The sequence below is a fragment of the Ensifer sp. genome, assembly GCF_035999135.1.
In the GTDB taxonomy this organism is placed as follows: Bacteria; Pseudomonadota; Alphaproteobacteria; order Rhizobiales; family Rhizobiaceae; genus Ensifer.
Map to the genome: position 1 here is coordinate 1 of NZ_DASYGZ010000159.1, position 18,473 is coordinate 18,473.

Sequence of the window (18,473 nt, forward strand, 5' to 3'; positions counted from 1 at the left end):
CCGACGATCTGGACGACGCTGCCAAGAAGATCGTTGCCGCGATCAACGGCTAACTGAAGGACCAGACCACATGTCGATTCTCGTCAACAAGAACACCAAGGTCCTCGTTCAGGGCCTGACCGGCAAGACCGGCACCTTCCACACCGAACAGGCGCTTGCCTACTACGGCACGCAGATGGTCGGCGGCATCCACCCGAAGAAGGGCGGCGAAACCTGGACCGGCTCCAAGGGCGAAAGCCTGCCAATCTTCGCGTCGGTTGCCGAAGGCCGTGAAAAGACCGGTGCGGACGCATCCGTGATCTACGTTCCGCCGGCAGGCGCCGCGGACGCGATCATCGAGGCGATCGATGCGGAAATCCCGTTCATCACCTGCATCACCGAAGGCATCCCGGTTGCCGACATGGTGCGCGTCAAGGCTCGCCTCGACCGCTCCAAGTCGCGCCTGCTCGGCCCGAACTGCCCCGGCATCCTGACGCCGGAAGAATGCAAGATCGGCATCATGCCGGGCTCGATCTTCCGCAAGGGCTCGGTCGGCATCGTTTCGCGCTCCGGCACGCTGACCTATGAAGCCGTGTTCCAGACCTCCAACGAAGGCCTCGGCCAGACGACGGCTGTCGGCATCGGCGGCGACCCGGTCAAGGGCACCGAGTTCATCGACGTGCTCGAGATGTTCCTGGCGGACGAAGCCACGACCTCGATCATCATGATCGGCGAAATCGGCGGCTCGGCCGAAGAAGATGCGGCGCAGTTCCTCATCGACGAGGCCAAGAAGGGCCGCAAGAAGCCGATGGCCGGCTTCATCGCGGGCCGTACCGCACCGAAGGGCCGCACCATGGGTCACGCCGGCGCTGTCGTTTCCGGCGGCAAGGGCGACGCGGAATCCAAGATCGCTGCGATGGAGCAGGCAGGCATCCGCGTATCGCCGTCGCCGGCCCGTCTCGGCAAGACGCTCGTCGAAGTCCTCAAGGGCTGATCTTCTGCCCGGGCCGGAGCGATCCGGCCCGGGCGCACTGCCGTCCGCATGGCGCCTTGGCTGAACAGGGCCGGGACATGCGGCAACCAGACTGCCACGGTGCCCATGGCGCGTCCTTTCGATGCGCGGCGCCGTCGGAAAAGGCCCGGCGCCCGAACGCGCCGAACGAACATGAACGGCCGGGATACCCGGCAACCCAACTTCAGTCAGGAGGCGGACAGATCAGTCCGCGTGAGACCATGACAAGGCAAGAGGCCAACGAGCAATTCCAGCTCACATCCTTTCTGGACGGCGCCAACGCCGCCTATATCGAGCAGCTGCACGCACGCTTTGAGACAGACCCGGCGTCCGTTTCGGCCGAATGGCAGGCCTTCTTCAAGGCGCTTGCCGATCGGCCGGAAGATGTCGTGAAGGCAGCCAAGGGCGCCTCCTGGAAAAAGAACAACTGGCCGATCCAGGCCAACAACGAACTCGTCTCTGCGCTTGACGGCGACTGGGGCACGGTCGAGAAGGTCATCGAAAAGAAGGTCAAGGCGAAGGCTGAAGAAGCTGCTGCCGCGACCGGCACGGTTGCCAGCGCTGCCGACATCCATCAGGCGACGCGCGATTCCGTCCGCGCCATCATGATGATCCGCGCCTACCGCGCCCGTGGCCACCTGCATGCCAAGCTCGACCCGCTCGGGCTTGCCGCGCCGGTCGAGGACTACAACGAGCTCTCGCCTTCGAACTACGGCTTCGAAGAGAAGGATCTCGACCGCAAGATCTTCATCGACAACGTGCTCGGCCTCGAATACGCCAGCATTCGCGAGATGGTCGAGATCCTCGAGCGCACCTACTGCTCGACGATCGGCGTCGAATTCATGCACATGTCCAACCCGGAAGAGAAGGGCTGGATCCAGGAGCGCATCGAAGGGCCGGACAAGGGCGTCGATTTTACGCCGGAAGGCAAGAAGGCGATCCTGCAGAAGCTGATCGAGTCGGAAGGCTTCGAGCAGTTCATCGACGTCAAGTACAAGGGCACAAAGCGCTTTGGCCTCGACGGCGGTGAATCGCTGATCCCGGCGCTCGAGCAGATCATCAAGCGTGGCGGCCAGGAAGGCCTGAAGGAAATCGTGCTTGGCATGGCCCACCGCGGCCGTCTGAACGTGCTCTCCCAGGTCATGGCAAAGCCGCACCGCGCCATCTTCCACGAGTTCAAGGGCGGCTCCTACGCCCCCGACGACGTCGAAGGTTCGGGTGACGTGAAGTACCACCTCGGCGCTTCCTCCGACCGCGAATTCGACGGCAACAAGGTCCACCTGTCGCTGACGGCGAACCCGTCGCACCTCGAAATCGTCAACCCTGTGGTCATGGGCAAGGCCCGCGCCAAGCAGGACCAGATGGCGACCGTGTTCGAAGGTGACATCATTCCGCTGCGCGAGCGCTCCAAGGTCATGCCGCTCTTGCTGCATGGCGACGCGGCCTTTGCCGGCCAGGGCGTCATTGCCGAAATCCTCGGCCTTTCGGGTCTTCGCGGTCATCGCGTTGCCGGCACGGTGCACTTCATCATCAACAACCAGATCGGCTTCACCACCAATCCGGCCTTCTCGCGTTCGTCGCCCTATCCGTCCGACGTCGCCAAGATGATCGAAGCGCCGATCTTCCACGTCAACGGTGACGATCCGGAAGCGGTCGTCTACGCTGCCAAGATCGCGACCGAATTCCGGATGAAGTTCCACAAGCCGGTCGTCATCGACATGTTCTGCTACCGTCGCTTCGGCCACAACGAAGGCGACGAGCCGGCGTTCACCCAGCCGAAGATGTACAAGGTCATCCGCGGCCACAAGACCGTCGTCCAGCTCTACTCCGACCGCCTGGTCGCCGAAGGCCTGATGTCGGAAGGCGAAGTCGAGAAGATGAAGGCCGACTGGCGCGCCCACCTCGAGCAGGAGTTCGAGGCCGGCCAGTCCTACAAGCCGAACAAGGCCGACTGGCTCGATGGTGTCTGGTCGGGCCTGCGCTCGGCCGACAACCAGGACGAACAGCGCCGCGGCAAGACCTCGGTACCGATGAAGCAGCTGAAGGAAGTCGGCCGCAAGATCTCCGAGATCCCGGCAGGCTTCAACGCGCACCGCACGATCCAGCGTTTCATGGAAAACCGCGCCAACATGATCCAGACCGGCGAAGGCGTCGACTGGGCCATGGCGGAAGCGCTCGCCTTTGGGACGCTCGTCACCGAAGGCACCAAGATCCGTCTTTCGGGTCAGGATTGCGAACGCGGCACCTTCTCGCAGCGCCATTCGGTGCTCTACGATCAGCAGAGCGAAGATCGCTACATTCCGCTGGCGAACCTGTCGCCGACCCAGGCCCGCTATGAGGTCATCAACTCGATGCTCTCGGAAGAGGCGGTGCTTGGCTTCGAATACGGCTACTCGCTCGCCCGTCCGAACGCGCTGACCCTCTGGGAAGCCCAGTTCGGCGACTTCGCCAACGGTGCGCAGGTCGTCTTCGACCAATTCATCTCGTCGGGCGAACGCAAGTGGCTGCGCATGTCGGGTCTCGTCTGCCTGCTGCCGCACGGCTATGAGGGCCAGGGTCCGGAGCACTCCTCCGCTCGCCTCGAACGCTTCCTTCAGCTCTGCGCCGAAGACAACATGCAGGTCGCCAACGTCACGACGCCGGCGAACTACTTCCACATCCTGCGCCGCCAGGTGAAGCGCGACTTCCGCAAGCCGTTGGTGCTGATGACGCCGAAGTCGCTGCTGCGTCACAAGCGTGCGGTCTCCAGCCTGTCGGAAATGGCCGGCGAGAGCTCGTTCCACCGCCTGCTGTGGGACGATGCAGAGGTGATCAAGGATGGTCCGATCAAGCTGCAGAAGGATTCGAAGATCCGTCGCGTCGTGCTGTGCTCGGGCAAGGTCTATTACGACCTGCTCGAAGAGCGCGAAAAGCGCGGCATCGACGACATCTACCTGCTGCGCGTCGAACAGCTCTATCCGTTCCCGGCCAAGGCGCTCATCAACGAGCTCAGCCGCTTCCGCAACGCGGAGATGGTCTGGTGCCAGGAAGAGCCGAAGAACATGGGCGCCTGGTCGTTCATCGATCCTTACCTCGAATGGGTTCTCGCCCACATCGACGCCAAGTATCAGCGCGTGCGCTACACCGGCCGTCCGGCTGCCGCATCGCCGGCAACGGGCCTGATGTCGAAGCACCTGGCGCAGCTTGCCGCCTTCCTCGAGGACGCGCTGGGGGGCTGACGCTCCCCTCGCTCTGAGCCAACAGAAACAGATATCTGATCAACGGAACAAAAATCATGGCAACAGAAATCCGCGTTCCCACCCTTGGCGAATCCGTCAGCGAAGCGACCGTCGGCACCTGGTTCAAGAAGGTCGGCGACGCCATCAAGGCCGATGAACCGCTGCTCGAACTCGAAACCGACAAGGTGACGATCGAAGTGCCGGCGCCGGCCGCAGGCACGCTTTCCGAAATCGTCGCACAGGCCGGCGAGACCGTCGGTCTCGGCGCGCTGCTCGGCCAGATCGCCGCCGGTGCTGCTGGCGCGGCTGCGGCCGCTCCGGCTGCCGCCCCCGAGAAGAAGGCCGAGCCGGCTGCTGCCGCTTCGGCTGCCCCTGCCGCCGCTGCCGCGCCGGCTGCGTCGTCGATGCCGCCGGCGCCCTCCGCCGGCAAGTTGCTTGCCGAAAACAACCTGTCAGCCGACCAGGTCGACGGTTCGGGCAAGCGTGGCCAGGTGCTGAAGGGTGACGTGCTTGCCGCCGTCGCCAAGGGCATCTCGACGCCGGCCGCTTCCGAGCCGGTGAAGGTCCAGGCCCGTGCGCCGTCGACGACCGAAGACGTCGTTCGCGAAGAGCGCGTCAAGATGACCCGCCTGCGCCAGACGATCGCCCGTCGCCTCAAGGACGCGCAGAACACCGCTGCCATGCTCACCACCTACAACGAGGTGGACATGAGCGCCGTCATGTCGCTGCGCAACAAGTACAAGGACATCTTCGAAAAGAAGCATGGCGTGAAGCTCGGCTTCATGGGCTTCTTCACCAAGGCCGTGACCCACGCGCTGAAGGAAATCCCGGCTGTCAACGCCGAGATCGACGGCACCGACATCATCTACAAGAACTACTGCCACATCGGCGTCGCCGTCGGCACCGACAAGGGTCTTGTCGTTCCGATCGTTCGCGATGCCGACCAGATGTCGATCGCCGAGATCGAGAAGGACATCGGCCGCCTCGGCAAGGCCGCCCGTGACGGCGCGCTGTCGATGGCCGACATGCAGGGCGGCACCTTCACCATCTCCAACGGTGGTGTCTACGGCTCGCTGATGTCGTCGCCGATCCTCAACGCGCCGCAGTCGGGCATCCTCGGCATGCACAAGATCCAGGACCGCCCGGTTGCCATCGGCGGCCAGGTCGTCATCCGTCCGATGATGTACCTCGCGCTCTCCTACGATCACCGCATCGTCGACGGCAAGGAAGCCGTGACCTTCCTCGTGCGCGTCAAGGAAAGCCTCGAGGATCCGGAGCGTCTGGTTCTCGACCTCTAATATCGTTGAGCATGGGGGTGCTTCGGCGCCCCCATGCATCGCCGCCTGAAACGGCGGCAGCGATGGTAAGCCATCGCCGACCGGTCTTGCCGCACGATGCGTCCTGCCGGAGCTGTCAGACTGATCTGAACTGGGCCTGATATTTTGCGAGGGGTCATGGAAGCTGCAGCAGCGTCAACGGAAATCTGGGTGCTCGGGTGGAGCGCCGTCTTCCTCATCGTCCACATCATCGTGCAGGCGACGTCGCTCGACCTCGCCCACGACCTTGGTTTCAAGTACCTGCTCGGTCCGCGTGACGAACAGAAGGTACCGAAAAGCATCATCGCCGGGCGGTTGCTGCGCTCGCTGCGCAACATGCTGGAGACCTATCCGGTGTTCGTCGCGCTTGCGCTCGCGCTGGTGGTGACCGGCAAGACCGGCGGTCTTGGCGCAATCGGCGCCGTGACCTGGCTGATCGCGCGCATCGTCTACACCCTGCTCTATGTCGCCGGCGTTCCCGTGCTGCGCACGCTCGTCTGGTTCGTCTCGATCATCGCGCTGCTGCTGATGGTCGTGCGGCTGATGGCCTGACGCCGCTATTGCTCTAGAGGAGATCGTCGCATGGCATTCGGACCCGATGTTCCGCCGATCCAGGCGCATATCTGCGTCAAGGACGGACTTGCCGCCATCGCCTTCTACGAGCAGGCGCTCGGTGCGGTGAACACGTTCCACGCGATGGCCGAGGACGGCAAGCGCGTCATGCACGCCAATCTCGCCATCTATGGCGGCGAGGTGATGCTGCACGACGAGTTCCCGGAATTCGGCGGCAGCGTATTGTCGCCGAACACCATCGGCGGCACCGGTGTGGCGATCAGCGTCAACCTGCCGAACCCTGGAGATGTCGATGCGGCCTATGCCAAGTCGATCGCCGCCGGGGCATCGACAGTGCTGGAGCCGCAAGATACCTTCTGGCACGCACGTTACGCGCGCATCAAGGATCCCTTCGGCCATATCTGGGCCTTCAACGCACCGGTCGCAAACCCATGAGCCAGTATCTTTTCGAACTCGCATCGCTGATGGCGATCTTTGCCTTCGCCATCGTGTCTCCCGGCGCCGACCTTGCCATGGTCATGCGCCAGTCGATCGTGCACGGACGGCGTCCGGCGATCATTACGTCGTTCGGTATCGGCTCGTCGCTGATGTTCCATGTGACCTACACGATCCTCGGCCTCGGGCTGATCATCTCGCAGTCGATCTACCTCTTCAACATCGTCAAATGGTGCGGCGTCGCCTACCTGATCTATATCGGCATCAAGGCGTTGCGTGCCGGCCAGACGGAAATCAAGGTCGAACGCGCGGACGGCGGCGAACCGGCCAAGGACCAGTCGGCCGCCAAGGCTTTCGGCCTCGGTTTCGCCGCCAATGCGCTCAACCCGAAGCCGGTGTTCTTCTTCCTGTCGATCTTCTCGACCGTCGTCAGTGCCCATACGCCGATCCTCGTCAAGTTCGGCTACGGTCTCGTGATGGCCACCTGCCTGATCCTCTGGTTCGTCGGCGTCAGCCTGTTCATGACGACGCCGCGCATGCGCGCCGCCTTTACCCGCGCCAGCAAGTGGATCGACCGCGCCAGCGGCGTGGTCTTCATTGCGCTCGGCCTCAAGCTCGCGACGGAGAAGGCCGCCTGATCATGGTCGCTCGTCACGTCACGCTGATGCTGTTGTGTGGTGCACTTGCTGCGCCAGCTGCCGCTGCCGATTGCAAGCAGTCGCACGCGATCTATACCGATCGCGACGGCGGCTACGAGCTGCGCTTCGAGCCGGTCGGGTCGGCAAGTGCCGCCACCAGCAACCACTTCAAGGTGGCGGTGCTGAAGCCCGGGCTGCTGCTCGACGGCGTGGTGATGCCGGCAGGCGAGCCGGAGCGCGCGACCGGGCTGATCATGCACAACTGCCCGGAAGGGGATGCGACCGGCGAGGAGCTGCGCGCCTGCAGCGTATGGCAGGGGGTGGTCTATGCGCTCGACAAGGCAGGGGCCGTCAGTGAGATCCCTGCCGAGAGCGAGCCTGCGGCAGCACAGCTGCTGCTCCCCGATTTCGGTCCGTCCCTCAGGGCGTCGAGCGCCTGGGGGAAGGGCAAGGCGGAAGCCGACAGCTGGGATACCTTCGCGCTCAAGGGATGCGCCACATGAGCCAGAACCCTGTCCTCCTCGTGACCGGCGGTAGCCGCGGCATCGGTGCTGCTGTCTGCCTCGGTGCCGCAAAGGCCGGCTGGCGCATTGCCGTCAACTATGCGTCGAACCGCAAGGCTGCCGAAGACGTCGTGCGCGCGATCGAAGCGACGGGCGGCACGGCGATCGCGGTGCAGGGCGATGTCGGCTCGGAAGCGGATATTCAGGCGATCTTTGCGGCCGTCGATGCGGCCTTCGGCCGGCTGGATGGCCTGGTCAACAATGCCGGCATCATCGGCCAGACGGCCCGCGTCGACGAGATGTCCGCCGACCGGCTCGAGCGCATGTTTCGCATCAACATCACCGGTTCCATCCGTTGCGCGGCGGAAGCCGTCCGTCGCATGTCGACGCGCTACGGCGGCAAGGGTGGCGTCATCGTCAACATCTCCTCGATGGCCGCCGTGCTCGGCTCGTCGGCGCAGTATGTCGACTACGCCGCTTCGAAGGGTGCGATCGACACCTTCACGACAGGCCTATCGCGCGAGGTCGCGCCCGAGGGTATTCGCGTCAATGCGATCCGCCCCGGCATCATCGATACCGAGATCCATGCGTCCGGCGGTCTGCCGGACCGGGCGCGCGATCTCGCCCACACCATTCCCGTCCAGCGACCCGGCACCGCCGAGGAAGTCGCTGACGCGGTTCTCTACCTCCTGTCGGACAAGGCGACTTATGTGACCGGAGCAATTCTCAATGTCAGCGGCGGGCGGTAACCGCCCCTGAAGGAAGGACAACAAAATGTCATATGATCTCATCGTTATCGGCAGCGGCCCCGGCGGCTATGTCTGCGCCATCAAGGCAGCACAGCTCGGCCTGAAGGTCGCCGTCGTCGAAAAGCGCGCCACCTATGGCGGCACCTGCCTCAACATCGGCTGCATCCCGTCGAAGGCGCTGTTGCATGCCTCCGAGATGTTCCATCAGGTCGCCCACGGCGTTGACGCGCTCGGCGTCGAGGTCGCAGCACCGAAGCTGAACCTTCAAAAGATGATGGCCCACAAGGACGCGACCGTTAAGTCCAACGTCGAAGGCGTCTCGTTCCTGTTCAAGAAGAACAAGATCGACGGCATCCAGGGCACCGGCAAGGTGCTTGGCCAGGGCAAGGTCTCGGTCACCAACGACAAGGGCGAGGAGCAGATTCTCGAGACCAAGAACATCGTGATTGCCACCGGCTCCGACGTCGCCGGCATCCCGGGCGTTAAGGTCGACATCGACGAGAAGGTCATCATTTCGTCGACCGGCGGCATCGCGCTCGAAAAGGTCCCGGCCAACATGATCGTTGTCGGCGGCGGCGTCATCGGCCTCGAGCTCGGCTCGGTCTGGGCGCGTCTCGGCGCCAAGGTGACCGTTGTCGAATATCTCGACACGATCCTCGGCGGCATGGACGGCGAGGTTGCCAAGCAATTCCAGCGCATGCTCGCCAAGCAGGGCATGGACTTCAAGCTCGGCGCCAAGGTGACCGGCGTCGTCAAGGACGGCAAGGGCGCCAAGGTGACCTTCGAGCCGGTCAAGGGCGGCGATGCCCAGACGCTTGAAGCCGACGTGGTGCTGATCGCCACCGGCCGCAAGCCTTACACCGACGGTCTCGGCCTTGCGGAAGCCGGCGTGGTCATGGACCAGCGCGGCCGCGTCGAGATCGATCACCACTTCCAGACCAGCGTTGCCGGCGTCTATGCGATTGGCGACGTTGTGCGCGGTCCGATGCTCGCCCACAAGGCGGAAGATGAAGGCGTGGCGGTTGCCGAGATCCTAGCAGGCCAGGCCGGCCACGTGAACTATGACGTCATCCCGGGCGTGGTCTACACCCAGCCGGAAGTCGCTTCCGTCGGCAAGACCGAGGAAGAGCTGAAGGCCGCAGGCGTCGCCTACAAGGTCGGCAAGTTCCCGTTCACCGCCAACGGCCGTGCCCGCGCGATGCTTGCCACCGACGGCTTCGTCAAGATCCTCGCCGACAAGGAGACCGACAAGGTTCTCGGCGGCCATATCGTCGGCTTCGGCGCCGGCGAGATGATCCACGAGATCGCCGTGTTGATGGAGTTCGGCGGTTCGTCGGAAGACCTCGGCCGCACCTGCCACGCGCACCCGACCATGTCGGAAGCGGTCAAGGAAGCGGCGCTGTCGACCTTCTTCAAGCCGATCCACATGTAAGGATCATGCAAGGGGGCTGCGGCAAGCGGCCCCCTTGTTACAGCCGTGCGCTGCGCCGGCTGTTTGGTGCGGCGCTATTCTCGCCTGCCGCGTCAGCGTTCGCTGACGTTGTCGCCGCAAAATGTTTCCCGCCTTGTGCAGGCGATCGCTTACTCTTCCGAAGCAGACCGGACGGCGTGAAGACGTTCCTCGAACTCGCGCCTGAGGCTGCGGCGCGCCTCGGCCGCGCGCTGCCGGCGCTTGCGGTCGGCCGTGTCGGTGACGAGGGAGGGAACGGGTGTCGGACTGCCGTCGGCATCGACCGCAACCATGGTGAAATAGCAGGAGTTGGTGTGGCGCCGCTCGCCGCTCCGAATGTTTTCGGCCTCCACCCGGATGCCGATCTCCATCGAGGTGCGGCCGGCATTGTTGACGGCGGCGCGGAAGGTGACGAGTTCGCCGACGAGGATCGCCTGGCGGAAGGTGACCTGGTCGACCGAGAGCGTCACCGCATATTGCTGCGAGTAACGCGAGGCGCAGGAGAACGCCACGCGGTCGAGCAGATTGAGCAGCGCGCCGCCATGGACCTTGCCGCTGAAGTTCGCCATGTCGGGCGTCATCAACACGACCATCTCGAGTTCACGCGGGTCATGGCTGGTTTCCATGGTGCAGCTCCTTGCCTGGATGCGGTTTGTGACGTCCGATCGGAGTTATGCGGGCTTGCGGCAACGAAGGGAAGGGCGGTCTTGCCGGATGCAAGGGCGCCAGGTGTGACGATTGGCCCGGAGCCTGCGACAAGCGGCGGTCTGTGCAGCGGCAGGGAGGGGCGCGATCATGCCTTTGTTTTTCGCAAGAATCGATGATGCCGTCGCGTCAGGAGGGACCATGAAACCGAGAGCCGTTGCCGTGCCGCTGCCGAACCGGCATCTTCCGAATGCCGACTGGGCGGATCGCTTCGAGCTGGCGCTCGACGGCAAGGGAATGACGGCTGCCGAGGCCGCCGAGCTGTCGCTCGGCCGCTCGCCCCGCTGGGTCCGCAACTTGCTTCGCCTGCGCAACGGGGCCGTCTCGATCATCGGGTTGAAGACGGCTGCCCCCGGGCCGGGCCGCCTGGGATTGGTCGGCGCCTTTCCGGTTCTGGAAAGAAGCGATGACGAGGTGGTTCTGGGCCTGGACGACAAGCATCTCGATTTTCGCATCGTCGTCGATGTCAGGGCGGGGTCGGCGGTCAACCAGATCGTCGGCGTCACGACCCTGATCCGCCGCCACAATGCGCTCGGACGTGTCTATCTGGCGGCAGTCATGCCGTTTCACAAGATGATCGTGCCGACACTGCTTGCGAATGTCGGCAGGCCGGGTTGCTAATCGCCCGCTTCAGCCCGTGGGCCGGTCCCAGATAGTTTCATTGTTTCTTCAAAACAGTGAAACAATCTACCCCTTTGAAGGATCACAATTCCGGACGGAAAAACGTTTCACACTTTTCCTGGAATTGCTTTAAGCCCGCCAAGCATGAGATCCAGGCTGTCGATGGCGCTGGCAAGGCGTGGCGTTGGATCGTCTGCCTCGGCAATCCAGAGAGCCGCGTCGGCGAGGGCGCCGTTGATCATCCTCGCCAGCGCCTCGGCGTCTGCCTGTCTGACCGATCCTTCCGCCATCATCGCCGAAAGCCGTGTTGCTAGTGACGCGAGGCAGCGCCGCCGGCCCGGTGCCAGATCGTCTGCGCCGAGGAACGTTGGCGCGTCCTTGAGCACGATCTGCCGGATCTCTGGCTCGAGCGCCATCTCAAGAAAGAGCCGGCAGCGGCTGACGAAACCGGCCCAAAGATCGGCGGTGGCCGACGCGGCGTCGAGCCGTTCGTCCATTTCGGCATCGAGCGTCTCCACCACCGCGCGCAGCAACCCCGTCTTGTCGCCGAAGTGATGGTAGAGCGCGCCGCGCGTCAGGCCGGCCGATGCGGTGAAGTCGTCCATGGAGGTTCCGGCGTAGCCAAGACGTCCGAAAGCATCGCGGGCGGCTGCAATGAGCTTGCTCCTGGTTTCCCTGATCATGTCGCCGCGGCTGCGCCGTGTCACTGCGATCTCCATTTGCATACGCTGCGTATCTTAATTGACATACGTATCGTATGCAAATATCACACGCATACGTCACGTATGTCAATGTGCGATGCCTCATGCACGGTCCCGGAGTTCTGATGGCAAACCCCTACGCACGCATATTCGCCGCCAAAGGCACGGCAGGTTTCACCCTTGCCGGACTGATTTCGCGGCTGCCGCTGTCGATGATGGGCATCGGCATCATCACCATGCTGGTCCAGGCGCGCGACAGCTATGGTCTGGCCGGCGGTGTTGCTGCCGCCTTCACGCTCGCCTCGGCCCTCATGGCGCCCCAGGTCTCCAGGCTCGTCGACCGTTTCGGCCAGGGCCCCGTCCTGCCGGTCGCCGCCGGCGTCAGTCTTATCGGCACCTCGGCGCTGTTGCTTTGCGTCCACTGGCGTGCACCGGACTGGGCACTGTTCGTGTTTGCGCTCGTTGCCGGCAGCGCGCCGAGCATGTCGGCGATGACCCGGGCACGCTGGACCGAGCTCTACCGCGGGCGCCCCGAACTGAAGACGGCCTTCTCGCTCGAATCCGTCCTTGACGAAGTGTGTTTTATCGTCGGCCCGCCCATTTCCGTTGGTCTCAGCGTTGCCCTGTTTCCCGAGGCCGGACCGCTTGCCGCCGCGATCTTCCTCGCCGCCGGCGTCTCCGCCTTCGTCCTACAGACAAGCACGGAGCCGCCGGTGCGGCCGGCCGAAAAGGCCGAGGCGAAGTCGGTGCTCAGTTACCCCGCTCTGCATGTGCTAATCGTGGCGCTGGCAGGCATGGGCGTGATCGTTGGCACGATCGACGTCGTCAGCGTCGCCTTTGCCGAGAGTGAAGGGCAGCCGGCGGCGGCGAGCCTGGTCCTTTCCCTCTACGCGCTTGGCTCCTGCATCGCCGGCCTGGCCTTCGGCGCGCTGCGGGTGGGCATGCCCTTGCCGAAGCTGTTTCTGATCGGGGCGGCGATGACGGCTGTGAGCACGCTGCCGCTTCTCGTTGCCGACGGGATCGGCAGCCTCGCCGCAATGATGTTCCTGTCTGGCGTGTTCTTTGCGCCGACGATGATCGTTGCCTTGAGCATCGGCGAGATCGCCGTGCCGCCCTCTAAACTGACAGAGGGTTTGACCTGGCTGACGACCGGGCTTGGGCTCGGGGTTGCTGCGGGTGCCGCCCTATCGGGGGCGGTGGTGGCGCGCTTCGGCGTAGAGGCAGGCTTCGTGATCGCGCTTTTGGCTGGCGTTCTGATCGTGGTGACGGCGCTTTGCGGCTATCGCCGCCTGTCAAAGGCTGTCGTCAATGGCGGGGCCACCGAGGATTTAGATGCATGCGCGAGCATGACAAGCTGACATGGCGGCCGGCGCACAGGCACGTCCGATCGGTCAGTGGGCGCGCGTGACGATAAAGCCCTGGGCGCGCAGCAGTTCGACCAAGCCCTCCTTGCCCGGCAGATGCAAAGCGCCCACGGCCATGAAGGCGCCGCCCTTAGCAAGGATCGGCTCGGCGCGGGTCGCCATCGTCCTGTTGCGATCGACGATGATGCGCTGCTCGAAATCGGCGTAGCCGAAATCCTCGGCGCTCTTGTCGGAGACCGCCTTCATCATCGGCATGATCATGCCGGTTTCGCCGGCGAGATAGAGATCGGTCATGGTCGAAAAGACGTCGTCGATCGTCTTGCCGAGCGCCAGCGTCTCGATCAGTGCGCGCAGATGCAGTTCGGTCGGAAGCGAATCCATCGCCGAAAGCTGTTCGACCAGCGTCTCCAGGCCCTTCAGCGTCTTGCCCTGGCTGACCGCGTCCTCGGCGATCTTCTTGTCGAGAAAGGAGGCGCCTGCCGCCTTGCGGGTCATCTCGCAGGCGGGCAACGCGACGAAGCTCGCGATCATCCACGGTTTCATCTTGGCGACCAGCGTCAGCGGAATGCCGCGGGCCTTCAGACCCGCTTCCAGCTGTTCCCGCTCGCCGGGCTTCAGGAAATCATTGATCGTCTTGTTGTCGGGAAACATGGTGAGGTCGGGACGCATCAGGATCGCGGCTGCCGACTTCTTTTCGTCGATGATCTCGTCCGATTCGACGATGACGGTCGAGGCGGCGTCAAAGGCAGCCGGCGCTTCGGCCGGTAGCGCCAGTACGCGCGGATCGGTGACGTGCATGGTGCCGAGCAGCCAGGATGGGGGGATGCCATCCTTCTCGATCTTCCAGAAGATGCCCTTGCTGTTTGGTATCGCCGCGGCTTCCGCTTCGAGGCTCGCGAGCTTTTTAGGGTCTGACTTGGCAAGGGCGGTCAGAACATTCGAGCCGCCACATTCGACGTCCTGCGCATCGGCATCGGCGACGAAGAGGAGGGCAACGGCAAGGCAAGCGGCAAGAACGACATGCAACAGGGCCATCAGCCAAAGCGTGCCATCGGCAAGCCGGGAAAAGAGGTCGCGTGGCAGGTTTCGGTCAGGTCTCGCAAAGGCGGTCATTCTTTTTCCCCGACAATCGGAGGCACTATCTTAAGTGCCGGGCAGTCACGCCTTCCTTAAGAGCCATGGTTAATCCAGCCATCCGCCGAAAATCAGGCGCGGGGATGGGCGCGGTCGTAGATCTCGAGCAGGCGGGCGGAATCGACCCCAGTATAGACCTGGGTCGTCGACAGGCTGGCATGGCCGAGCAGTTCCTGGATGGTCCTGAGGTCGCCACCGCCGGCAAGCAGATGGGTGGCAAAGGAGTGGCGCAACGCATGCGGCGTCGCCGAATCAGGCAGCCCGAGCGCGCCGCGCAACTTCTGCATTTCACGCTGGATGATGGCCGGTTGCAGCTTGGCGCCACGCGCGCCGAGAAACAACGGCTCGTCGGCAAGCGGTCGGTAGGGGCAGAGTTTGAGATAGGTGGCGACGGCCTCGCGCGCGGCCGCGATCAACGGCACGATGCGGGTCTTGTCCCCTTTGCCGGTGATGCGCAGCGACGTCGGCGCGCCGCCAAAATCGCCTGATGTCAGCCCGAGCGCCTCGGAGATACGCAGGCCGCAGCCATAGAGCAGGGTCAGTACAGCAGCATTGCGCGCGGCGATCCAGGGTTCCTCTGCCAGTTGCGCCTCTGACGTCACGACGGTCAGCGCCTCGCGATCCGTCAGCGGCTTCGGTAGCGATTTCGGCTGCTTCGGCGAGCGCACCGCGGCCGCGCCGGCCGCATTGGCCAGACCGTTGCGCTCGAGATAACGCAGGAAGGAGCGCAGGCCCGCAAGCCCGCGGCCAAGCGTGCGGGCGCCAGCACCACCCTTTCGGCGCTGGGCGAGAAAGCCGCGAAGGTCGGCCGGCCGCAGCGTCCTGATGTCGGAAAGCCGCGGCGGGCCCGCGAGATGGCCGGTCAGAAATGTCAGGAACTGGCGGGTGTCGCGCTCATAGGCCTCGACGGTGTTGTCCGAGAGGCGGCGTTCGCGCATCAGCCCGTCGAGCCAGCGCTGGCGCTCGGCAAGCAGCTCCGGATGGCCGATGACGAGGAGCTCGTTCATTGTCGTTTTCCCGAATTTGTCCGTCCGCGACAATGCCCTGACGCATCTTAGGTTTTTGCTAATGCACTCTTGGAATCTGTCATTCTTCGATCATATAGAATTGCGATGGTCAGCCGCAAACAAACGGATCGGACTATGGCGGGACGGGATTCGGTGAACGGATTCGCGCATTTTGCTGAAGTAATCACCCTGGTCTCCCAGGGGCAGCCTGGCCACATCGTCGACACGCTGATCGCCGAGCGCGGACAGAGGATCGCCAGGAGCCCGATGTGGCCGCTGATGCGGCCCTTCCTCTACACGCTTCTGAACTATCGCAAGGCGCTCGAGTTTGCCGATGCGGTGGCGAACATGCCGGGCTTCCAGGCGTTCGAGCACCTGAGTTCGCTTCTGTCGCTCGACGTGCGCGTCGATCGGGCCGAGCGCATTCCCGCCAAGGGCGGCTTCCTGCTTGTCAGCAATCACCCGACCGGTATCGCCGACGGCATCGCTGTCTTCGATCTCCTGAAGACCAGGCGGCCGGACATGATGTTCTTTGCCAACCGCGACGCCATTCGCGTCAATCCGCGCTTCGTCGAGATGGTCATCCCGGTCGAGTGGCGCGAAGAGTACAAGAGCAAGCTGAAAGCCCGCGAAACGCTGCAGGTCACCAACCGGGCGATCGGCGAGGGCAAGGCGACCGTGCTCTTTCCGTCCGGGCGCATTGCCTATTGGGCGGACGGACGGCTCAACGAGCGCCCCTGGAAGACGTCGGCCGTCGGTTTTGCCCGCAAATACGGCCTGCCGATCCTGCCGGTTCATATGAGCGCGCGCAATTCCGGCCTGTTCTACTGGTTCGCCAAGTGGTCGACCGAACTGCGCGACATGACCGTCTTCCACGAGCTGCTCAACAAGAAGGGCGATCTGTTCGATTTCCGCATCGGCAACCTGATCCCGCCGGAGGCGCTCGACGGCGATGCGGGCGAGGTGACGAAGGCGCTCGAACGGCACACGGTTCTCGATCTCGCGATCGATGCGGACGTTTGCTTTCAACCGAAGCTGAAATTGGCCTCTGCACTCTGAGCTTCGTGGTGCGGCACGCCGGCATTGACCCTGTTCGCGCACTTCCCGTCCTGACGCGGATGGGCTAGGCATGAGCCATGCTGCTACAATCCATGTTTGCCGAAAACTACCGTTCGTTGAAGTCGATCCGCATGGACCTGACCGGTGTCAACCTGTTCATCGGCGAGAACGGTGTCGGCAAATCCAACCTCTATCGCGCGCTTCAATTGGTGCAGTCGGCCACCCGTGGAACGCTGGCGCACGAGATCGCCGAGGAGGGCGGCATGTCCTCGGCACTCTGGAGCGGCCGGCGCCGCGCCGACAAGCCCGCCCGCATCCGGCTCGAGACCGAGCTTCTGGACGAGGAACGAGCGATCACTTTCCGTTACCGCATCGAGGCGGGGCTGCGTCCGCCCAAGGCGGCGGCGGGTTTCGCCTATGAGCCGCAGGTCAAGGAAGAGGAACTGACCGTCGAGACCGGCCGCCGGCCGGTGACGATGATGAAACGCTCCGGCCCCGGCATCTTCGTGCGCGGCGAACGCGGGCGGATGGAGGATTATCCGGAACAGGCGCTGACATCCGAGACGGCGATCTCACTCTTGGGCGACGCCGGCCACTATCCGGAGATCGGGACCTTTCGCCGTGCGGTCGACCAGTGGCGCTTCTTCCATGGCTTTCGCACCGATCGCGATTCGCCCTTGCGGCTGCCATGCCTTGCGGTCACCGCGCCGATGCTCGACGAGACCGGCGTCAACATGGCAGCTGTCTTTGCGACGCTCAGGCACACGCGCGAGGACACGGTCGATCTCGACCGCGCCGTTGCCGACGCCTTTGGCGGCGCCCGCCTCGAGGTTCCTGATCCGGGGCAGTTCGCCGAGTTCTCGCTGGTCTTCCCGGATTTTCCCAACCGACCGTTTTCTCCGCGCGAGCTTTCCGACGGGCAGATGCGCTTCCTGGCGTTGGCGGCGGCGCTGCTTTCCTACCGGCGTCCGCGCTTCATCGCGCTCAACGAGCCGGAAACGAGCCTGCATCCGGACATGCTGCCGGCGCTTGCCGACATGATCGCCAGCGCCTCCAGGGAGAGCCAGATCTGGATCGTCACCCATTCGGAAAGGCTGGCGGACGAAGTGCGCCAGCGTTCAGGCATCCGTCCGCGCCGGGTGATCCGCAAGGACAGCGCCACCTGGATCGACGGCATGCGGCTGACCGGACTGATGGACGACGACGAGTAGGCAACAAAAAACCCCGCATCGCTGCGGGGTTTTCCATTCATTCCGGAAGCAATCGGGCCTGAAAATCAGGCGATCTTCTGGCCGGTCTTGGCCCAGTCGGCGAGGAAGGTTTCCAGGCCCTTGTCGGTCAGCGGGTGCTTGACCAGCGCCTTCAGCGTTGCCGGCGGTGCGGTGACGACGTCGGCGCCGATGAGGGCGGCTTCCTTGACGTGGTTGACGGTGCGGATCGAGGCCGCAAGGATCTCGGTCTCGTAGCCGTAGTTGTCGAAGATGTGACGGATTTCGCGGATCAGGTCCATGCCGTCGAACGCGATGTCGTCGAGGCGGCCGACGAAGGGCGAAACAAAGGTCGCGCCGGCCTTGGCGGCGAGCAGTGCCTGGTTGGCCGAGAAGCACAGGGTCACGTTGGTCTGATGACCGTCCGACGTCAGTGCCTTGCAGGCCTTGAGGCCGTCGAGCGTCAGCGGCAGCTTGATGCAGATGTTGTCGGCGATCTTCGACAGAACAGCCGCTTCCTTCATCATCTCGGCATATTCGGTGGCGGTGACTTCAGCCGAAACCGGGCCTTCGACGATGCCGCAGATTTCCTTGGTGACTTCGGTGATGTCGCGGCCCGACTTCAGGATCAGCGACGGGTTGGTGGTGACGCCATCGAGCAGGCCGAGATCGTTCAGCTCGCGGATTTCCTTGACGTCGGCGGTATCAACGAAAAATTTCATGGGGTCACTCCCTTGGGGCACGATTGCCGTTCGGCGCATATCTACCGGGGAGGAATTCCGTTGGCAGAGATCGCGCGCG

The 18,473-nt window shown here is 63.9% G+C and carries 18 protein-coding genes; 13 read left to right on the forward strand and 5 right to left on the reverse strand.

Annotated elements, in window-relative coordinates; all coding sequences use genetic code 11:
- The first annotated feature begins 70 nt into the window (after positions 1–70).
- From sucD to lpdA, 9 genes are all read left to right on the forward strand, one after another.
- On the forward strand, positions 71–973 hold the full coding sequence (sucD, locus tag VGO12_RS20530) for a succinate--CoA ligase subunit alpha (protein ID WP_034802559.1): 903 nt from the start codon (positions 71–73) through the stop codon (positions 971–973).
- A gap of 239 nt (positions 974–1,212) precedes the next feature.
- A complete protein-coding gene (locus VGO12_RS20535) occupies positions 1,213–4,209 on the forward strand; it encodes a 2-oxoglutarate dehydrogenase E1 component (RefSeq protein ID WP_327514606.1) in 2,997 nt (998 codons plus the stop codon).
- A 56-nt stretch (positions 4,210–4,265) separates the two neighbouring features.
- Entirely contained in the window at positions 4,266–5,507 is a 1,242-nt protein-coding gene (gene odhB / locus VGO12_RS20540) for a 2-oxoglutarate dehydrogenase complex dihydrolipoyllysine-residue succinyltransferase (protein WP_327514607.1), read from the forward strand.
- Positions 5,508–5,663: 156 nt separating this feature from the next.
- Entirely contained in the window at positions 5,664–6,077 is a 414-nt protein-coding gene (locus VGO12_RS20545; protein ID WP_327514608.1) for an MAPEG family protein, read from the forward strand.
- A 30-nt stretch (positions 6,078–6,107) separates the two neighbouring features.
- Complete coding sequence (locus VGO12_RS20550) at positions 6,108–6,533, forward strand: VOC family protein (RefSeq protein WP_327514610.1); 426 nt, start codon at positions 6,108–6,110, stop codon at positions 6,531–6,533.
- Positions 6,530–7,171: a LysE family translocator gene (locus tag VGO12_RS20555; protein ID WP_327514611.1), complete on the forward strand. Its 642-nt coding sequence runs from the start codon at positions 6,530–6,532 to the stop codon at positions 7,169–7,171. The genes VGO12_RS20550 and VGO12_RS20555 overlap by 4 nt, the downstream gene beginning before the upstream one ends.
- Before the next feature lie 2 nt (positions 7,172–7,173).
- Positions 7,174–7,674 (forward strand): hypothetical protein, encoded by a 501-nt coding sequence (locus VGO12_RS20560; RefSeq protein WP_327514612.1) that lies wholly within the window; start codon positions 7,174–7,176, stop codon positions 7,672–7,674.
- A complete protein-coding gene (locus tag VGO12_RS20565) occupies positions 7,671–8,423 on the forward strand; it encodes an SDR family oxidoreductase (RefSeq protein WP_327514613.1) in 753 nt (250 codons plus the stop codon). Before VGO12_RS20560 ends, VGO12_RS20565 begins: the two co-directional genes overlap by 4 nt.
- Before the next feature lie 25 nt (positions 8,424–8,448).
- Positions 8,449–9,855, forward strand: a complete 1,407-nt coding sequence (gene lpdA / locus VGO12_RS20570) for a dihydrolipoyl dehydrogenase (protein WP_327514614.1) — start codon at positions 8,449–8,451, stop codon at positions 9,853–9,855.
- A gap of 149 nt (positions 9,856–10,004) precedes the next feature.
- On the opposite strand, the gene VGO12_RS20575 is transcribed toward lpdA, so the two are convergent.
- Complete coding sequence (locus VGO12_RS20575) at positions 10,005–10,499, reverse strand: acyl-CoA thioesterase (protein WP_327514615.1); 495 nt, start codon at positions 10,497–10,499, stop codon at positions 10,005–10,007.
- A gap of 220 nt (positions 10,500–10,719) precedes the next feature.
- On the opposite strand from VGO12_RS20575, the gene VGO12_RS20580 reads away from it, so the two are divergent.
- Positions 10,720–11,199 carry a DUF2867 domain-containing protein gene (locus VGO12_RS20580; protein WP_327514616.1) on the forward strand — a complete coding sequence of 160 codons (480 nt, stop codon included), beginning with the start codon at positions 10,720–10,722 and terminating at the stop codon, positions 11,197–11,199.
- A gap of 107 nt (positions 11,200–11,306) precedes the next feature.
- Here VGO12_RS20580 and VGO12_RS20585 read toward each other — a convergent pair whose 3' ends face one another.
- Positions 11,307–11,906 (reverse strand): TetR/AcrR family transcriptional regulator, encoded by a 600-nt coding sequence (locus VGO12_RS20585; RefSeq protein WP_327514617.1) that lies wholly within the window; start codon positions 11,904–11,906, stop codon positions 11,307–11,309.
- Positions 11,907–12,025: 119 nt separating this feature from the next.
- Between VGO12_RS20585 and VGO12_RS20590 the strand changes: the two genes are divergently transcribed.
- The gene (locus VGO12_RS20590; protein WP_327514618.1) at positions 12,026–13,258 is read left to right on the forward strand and encodes an MFS transporter; all 1,233 of its coding nucleotides are present in this window, start codon (positions 12,026–12,028) and stop codon (positions 13,256–13,258) included.
- A 33-nt stretch (positions 13,259–13,291) separates the two neighbouring features.
- Here the strand turns inward: VGO12_RS20590 and VGO12_RS20595 are convergent, their stop codons facing one another.
- Together VGO12_RS20595 and VGO12_RS20600 are read right to left on the reverse strand one after the other, a co-directional pair.
- Positions 13,292–14,377: a TraB/GumN family protein gene (locus tag VGO12_RS20595; protein ID WP_327514619.1), complete on the reverse strand. Its 1,086-nt coding sequence runs from the start codon at positions 14,375–14,377 to the stop codon at positions 13,292–13,294.
- A 92-nt stretch (positions 14,378–14,469) separates the two neighbouring features.
- Positions 14,470–15,405, reverse strand: a complete 936-nt coding sequence (locus tag VGO12_RS20600; RefSeq protein ID WP_327514620.1) for a tyrosine recombinase XerC — start codon at positions 15,403–15,405, stop codon at positions 14,470–14,472.
- Between the two features lie 135 nt (positions 15,406–15,540).
- Between VGO12_RS20600 and VGO12_RS20605 the strand changes: the two genes are divergently transcribed.
- Positions 15,541–16,464 carry a GNAT family N-acetyltransferase gene (locus VGO12_RS20605; RefSeq protein WP_327514621.1) on the forward strand — a complete coding sequence of 308 codons (924 nt, stop codon included), beginning with the start codon at positions 15,541–15,543 and terminating at the stop codon, positions 16,462–16,464.
- A 77-nt stretch (positions 16,465–16,541) separates the two neighbouring features.
- The gene (locus VGO12_RS20610) at positions 16,542–17,675 is read left to right on the forward strand and encodes an AAA family ATPase (RefSeq protein ID WP_327514622.1); all 1,134 of its coding nucleotides are present in this window, start codon (positions 16,542–16,544) and stop codon (positions 17,673–17,675) included.
- A 65-nt stretch (positions 17,676–17,740) separates the two neighbouring features.
- Here the strand turns inward: VGO12_RS20610 and fsa are convergent, their stop codons facing one another.
- A complete protein-coding gene (gene fsa, locus VGO12_RS20615; RefSeq protein ID WP_025425070.1) occupies positions 17,741–18,394 on the reverse strand; it encodes a fructose-6-phosphate aldolase in 654 nt (217 codons plus the stop codon).
- Positions 18,395–18,473: the final 79 nt, after the last annotated feature.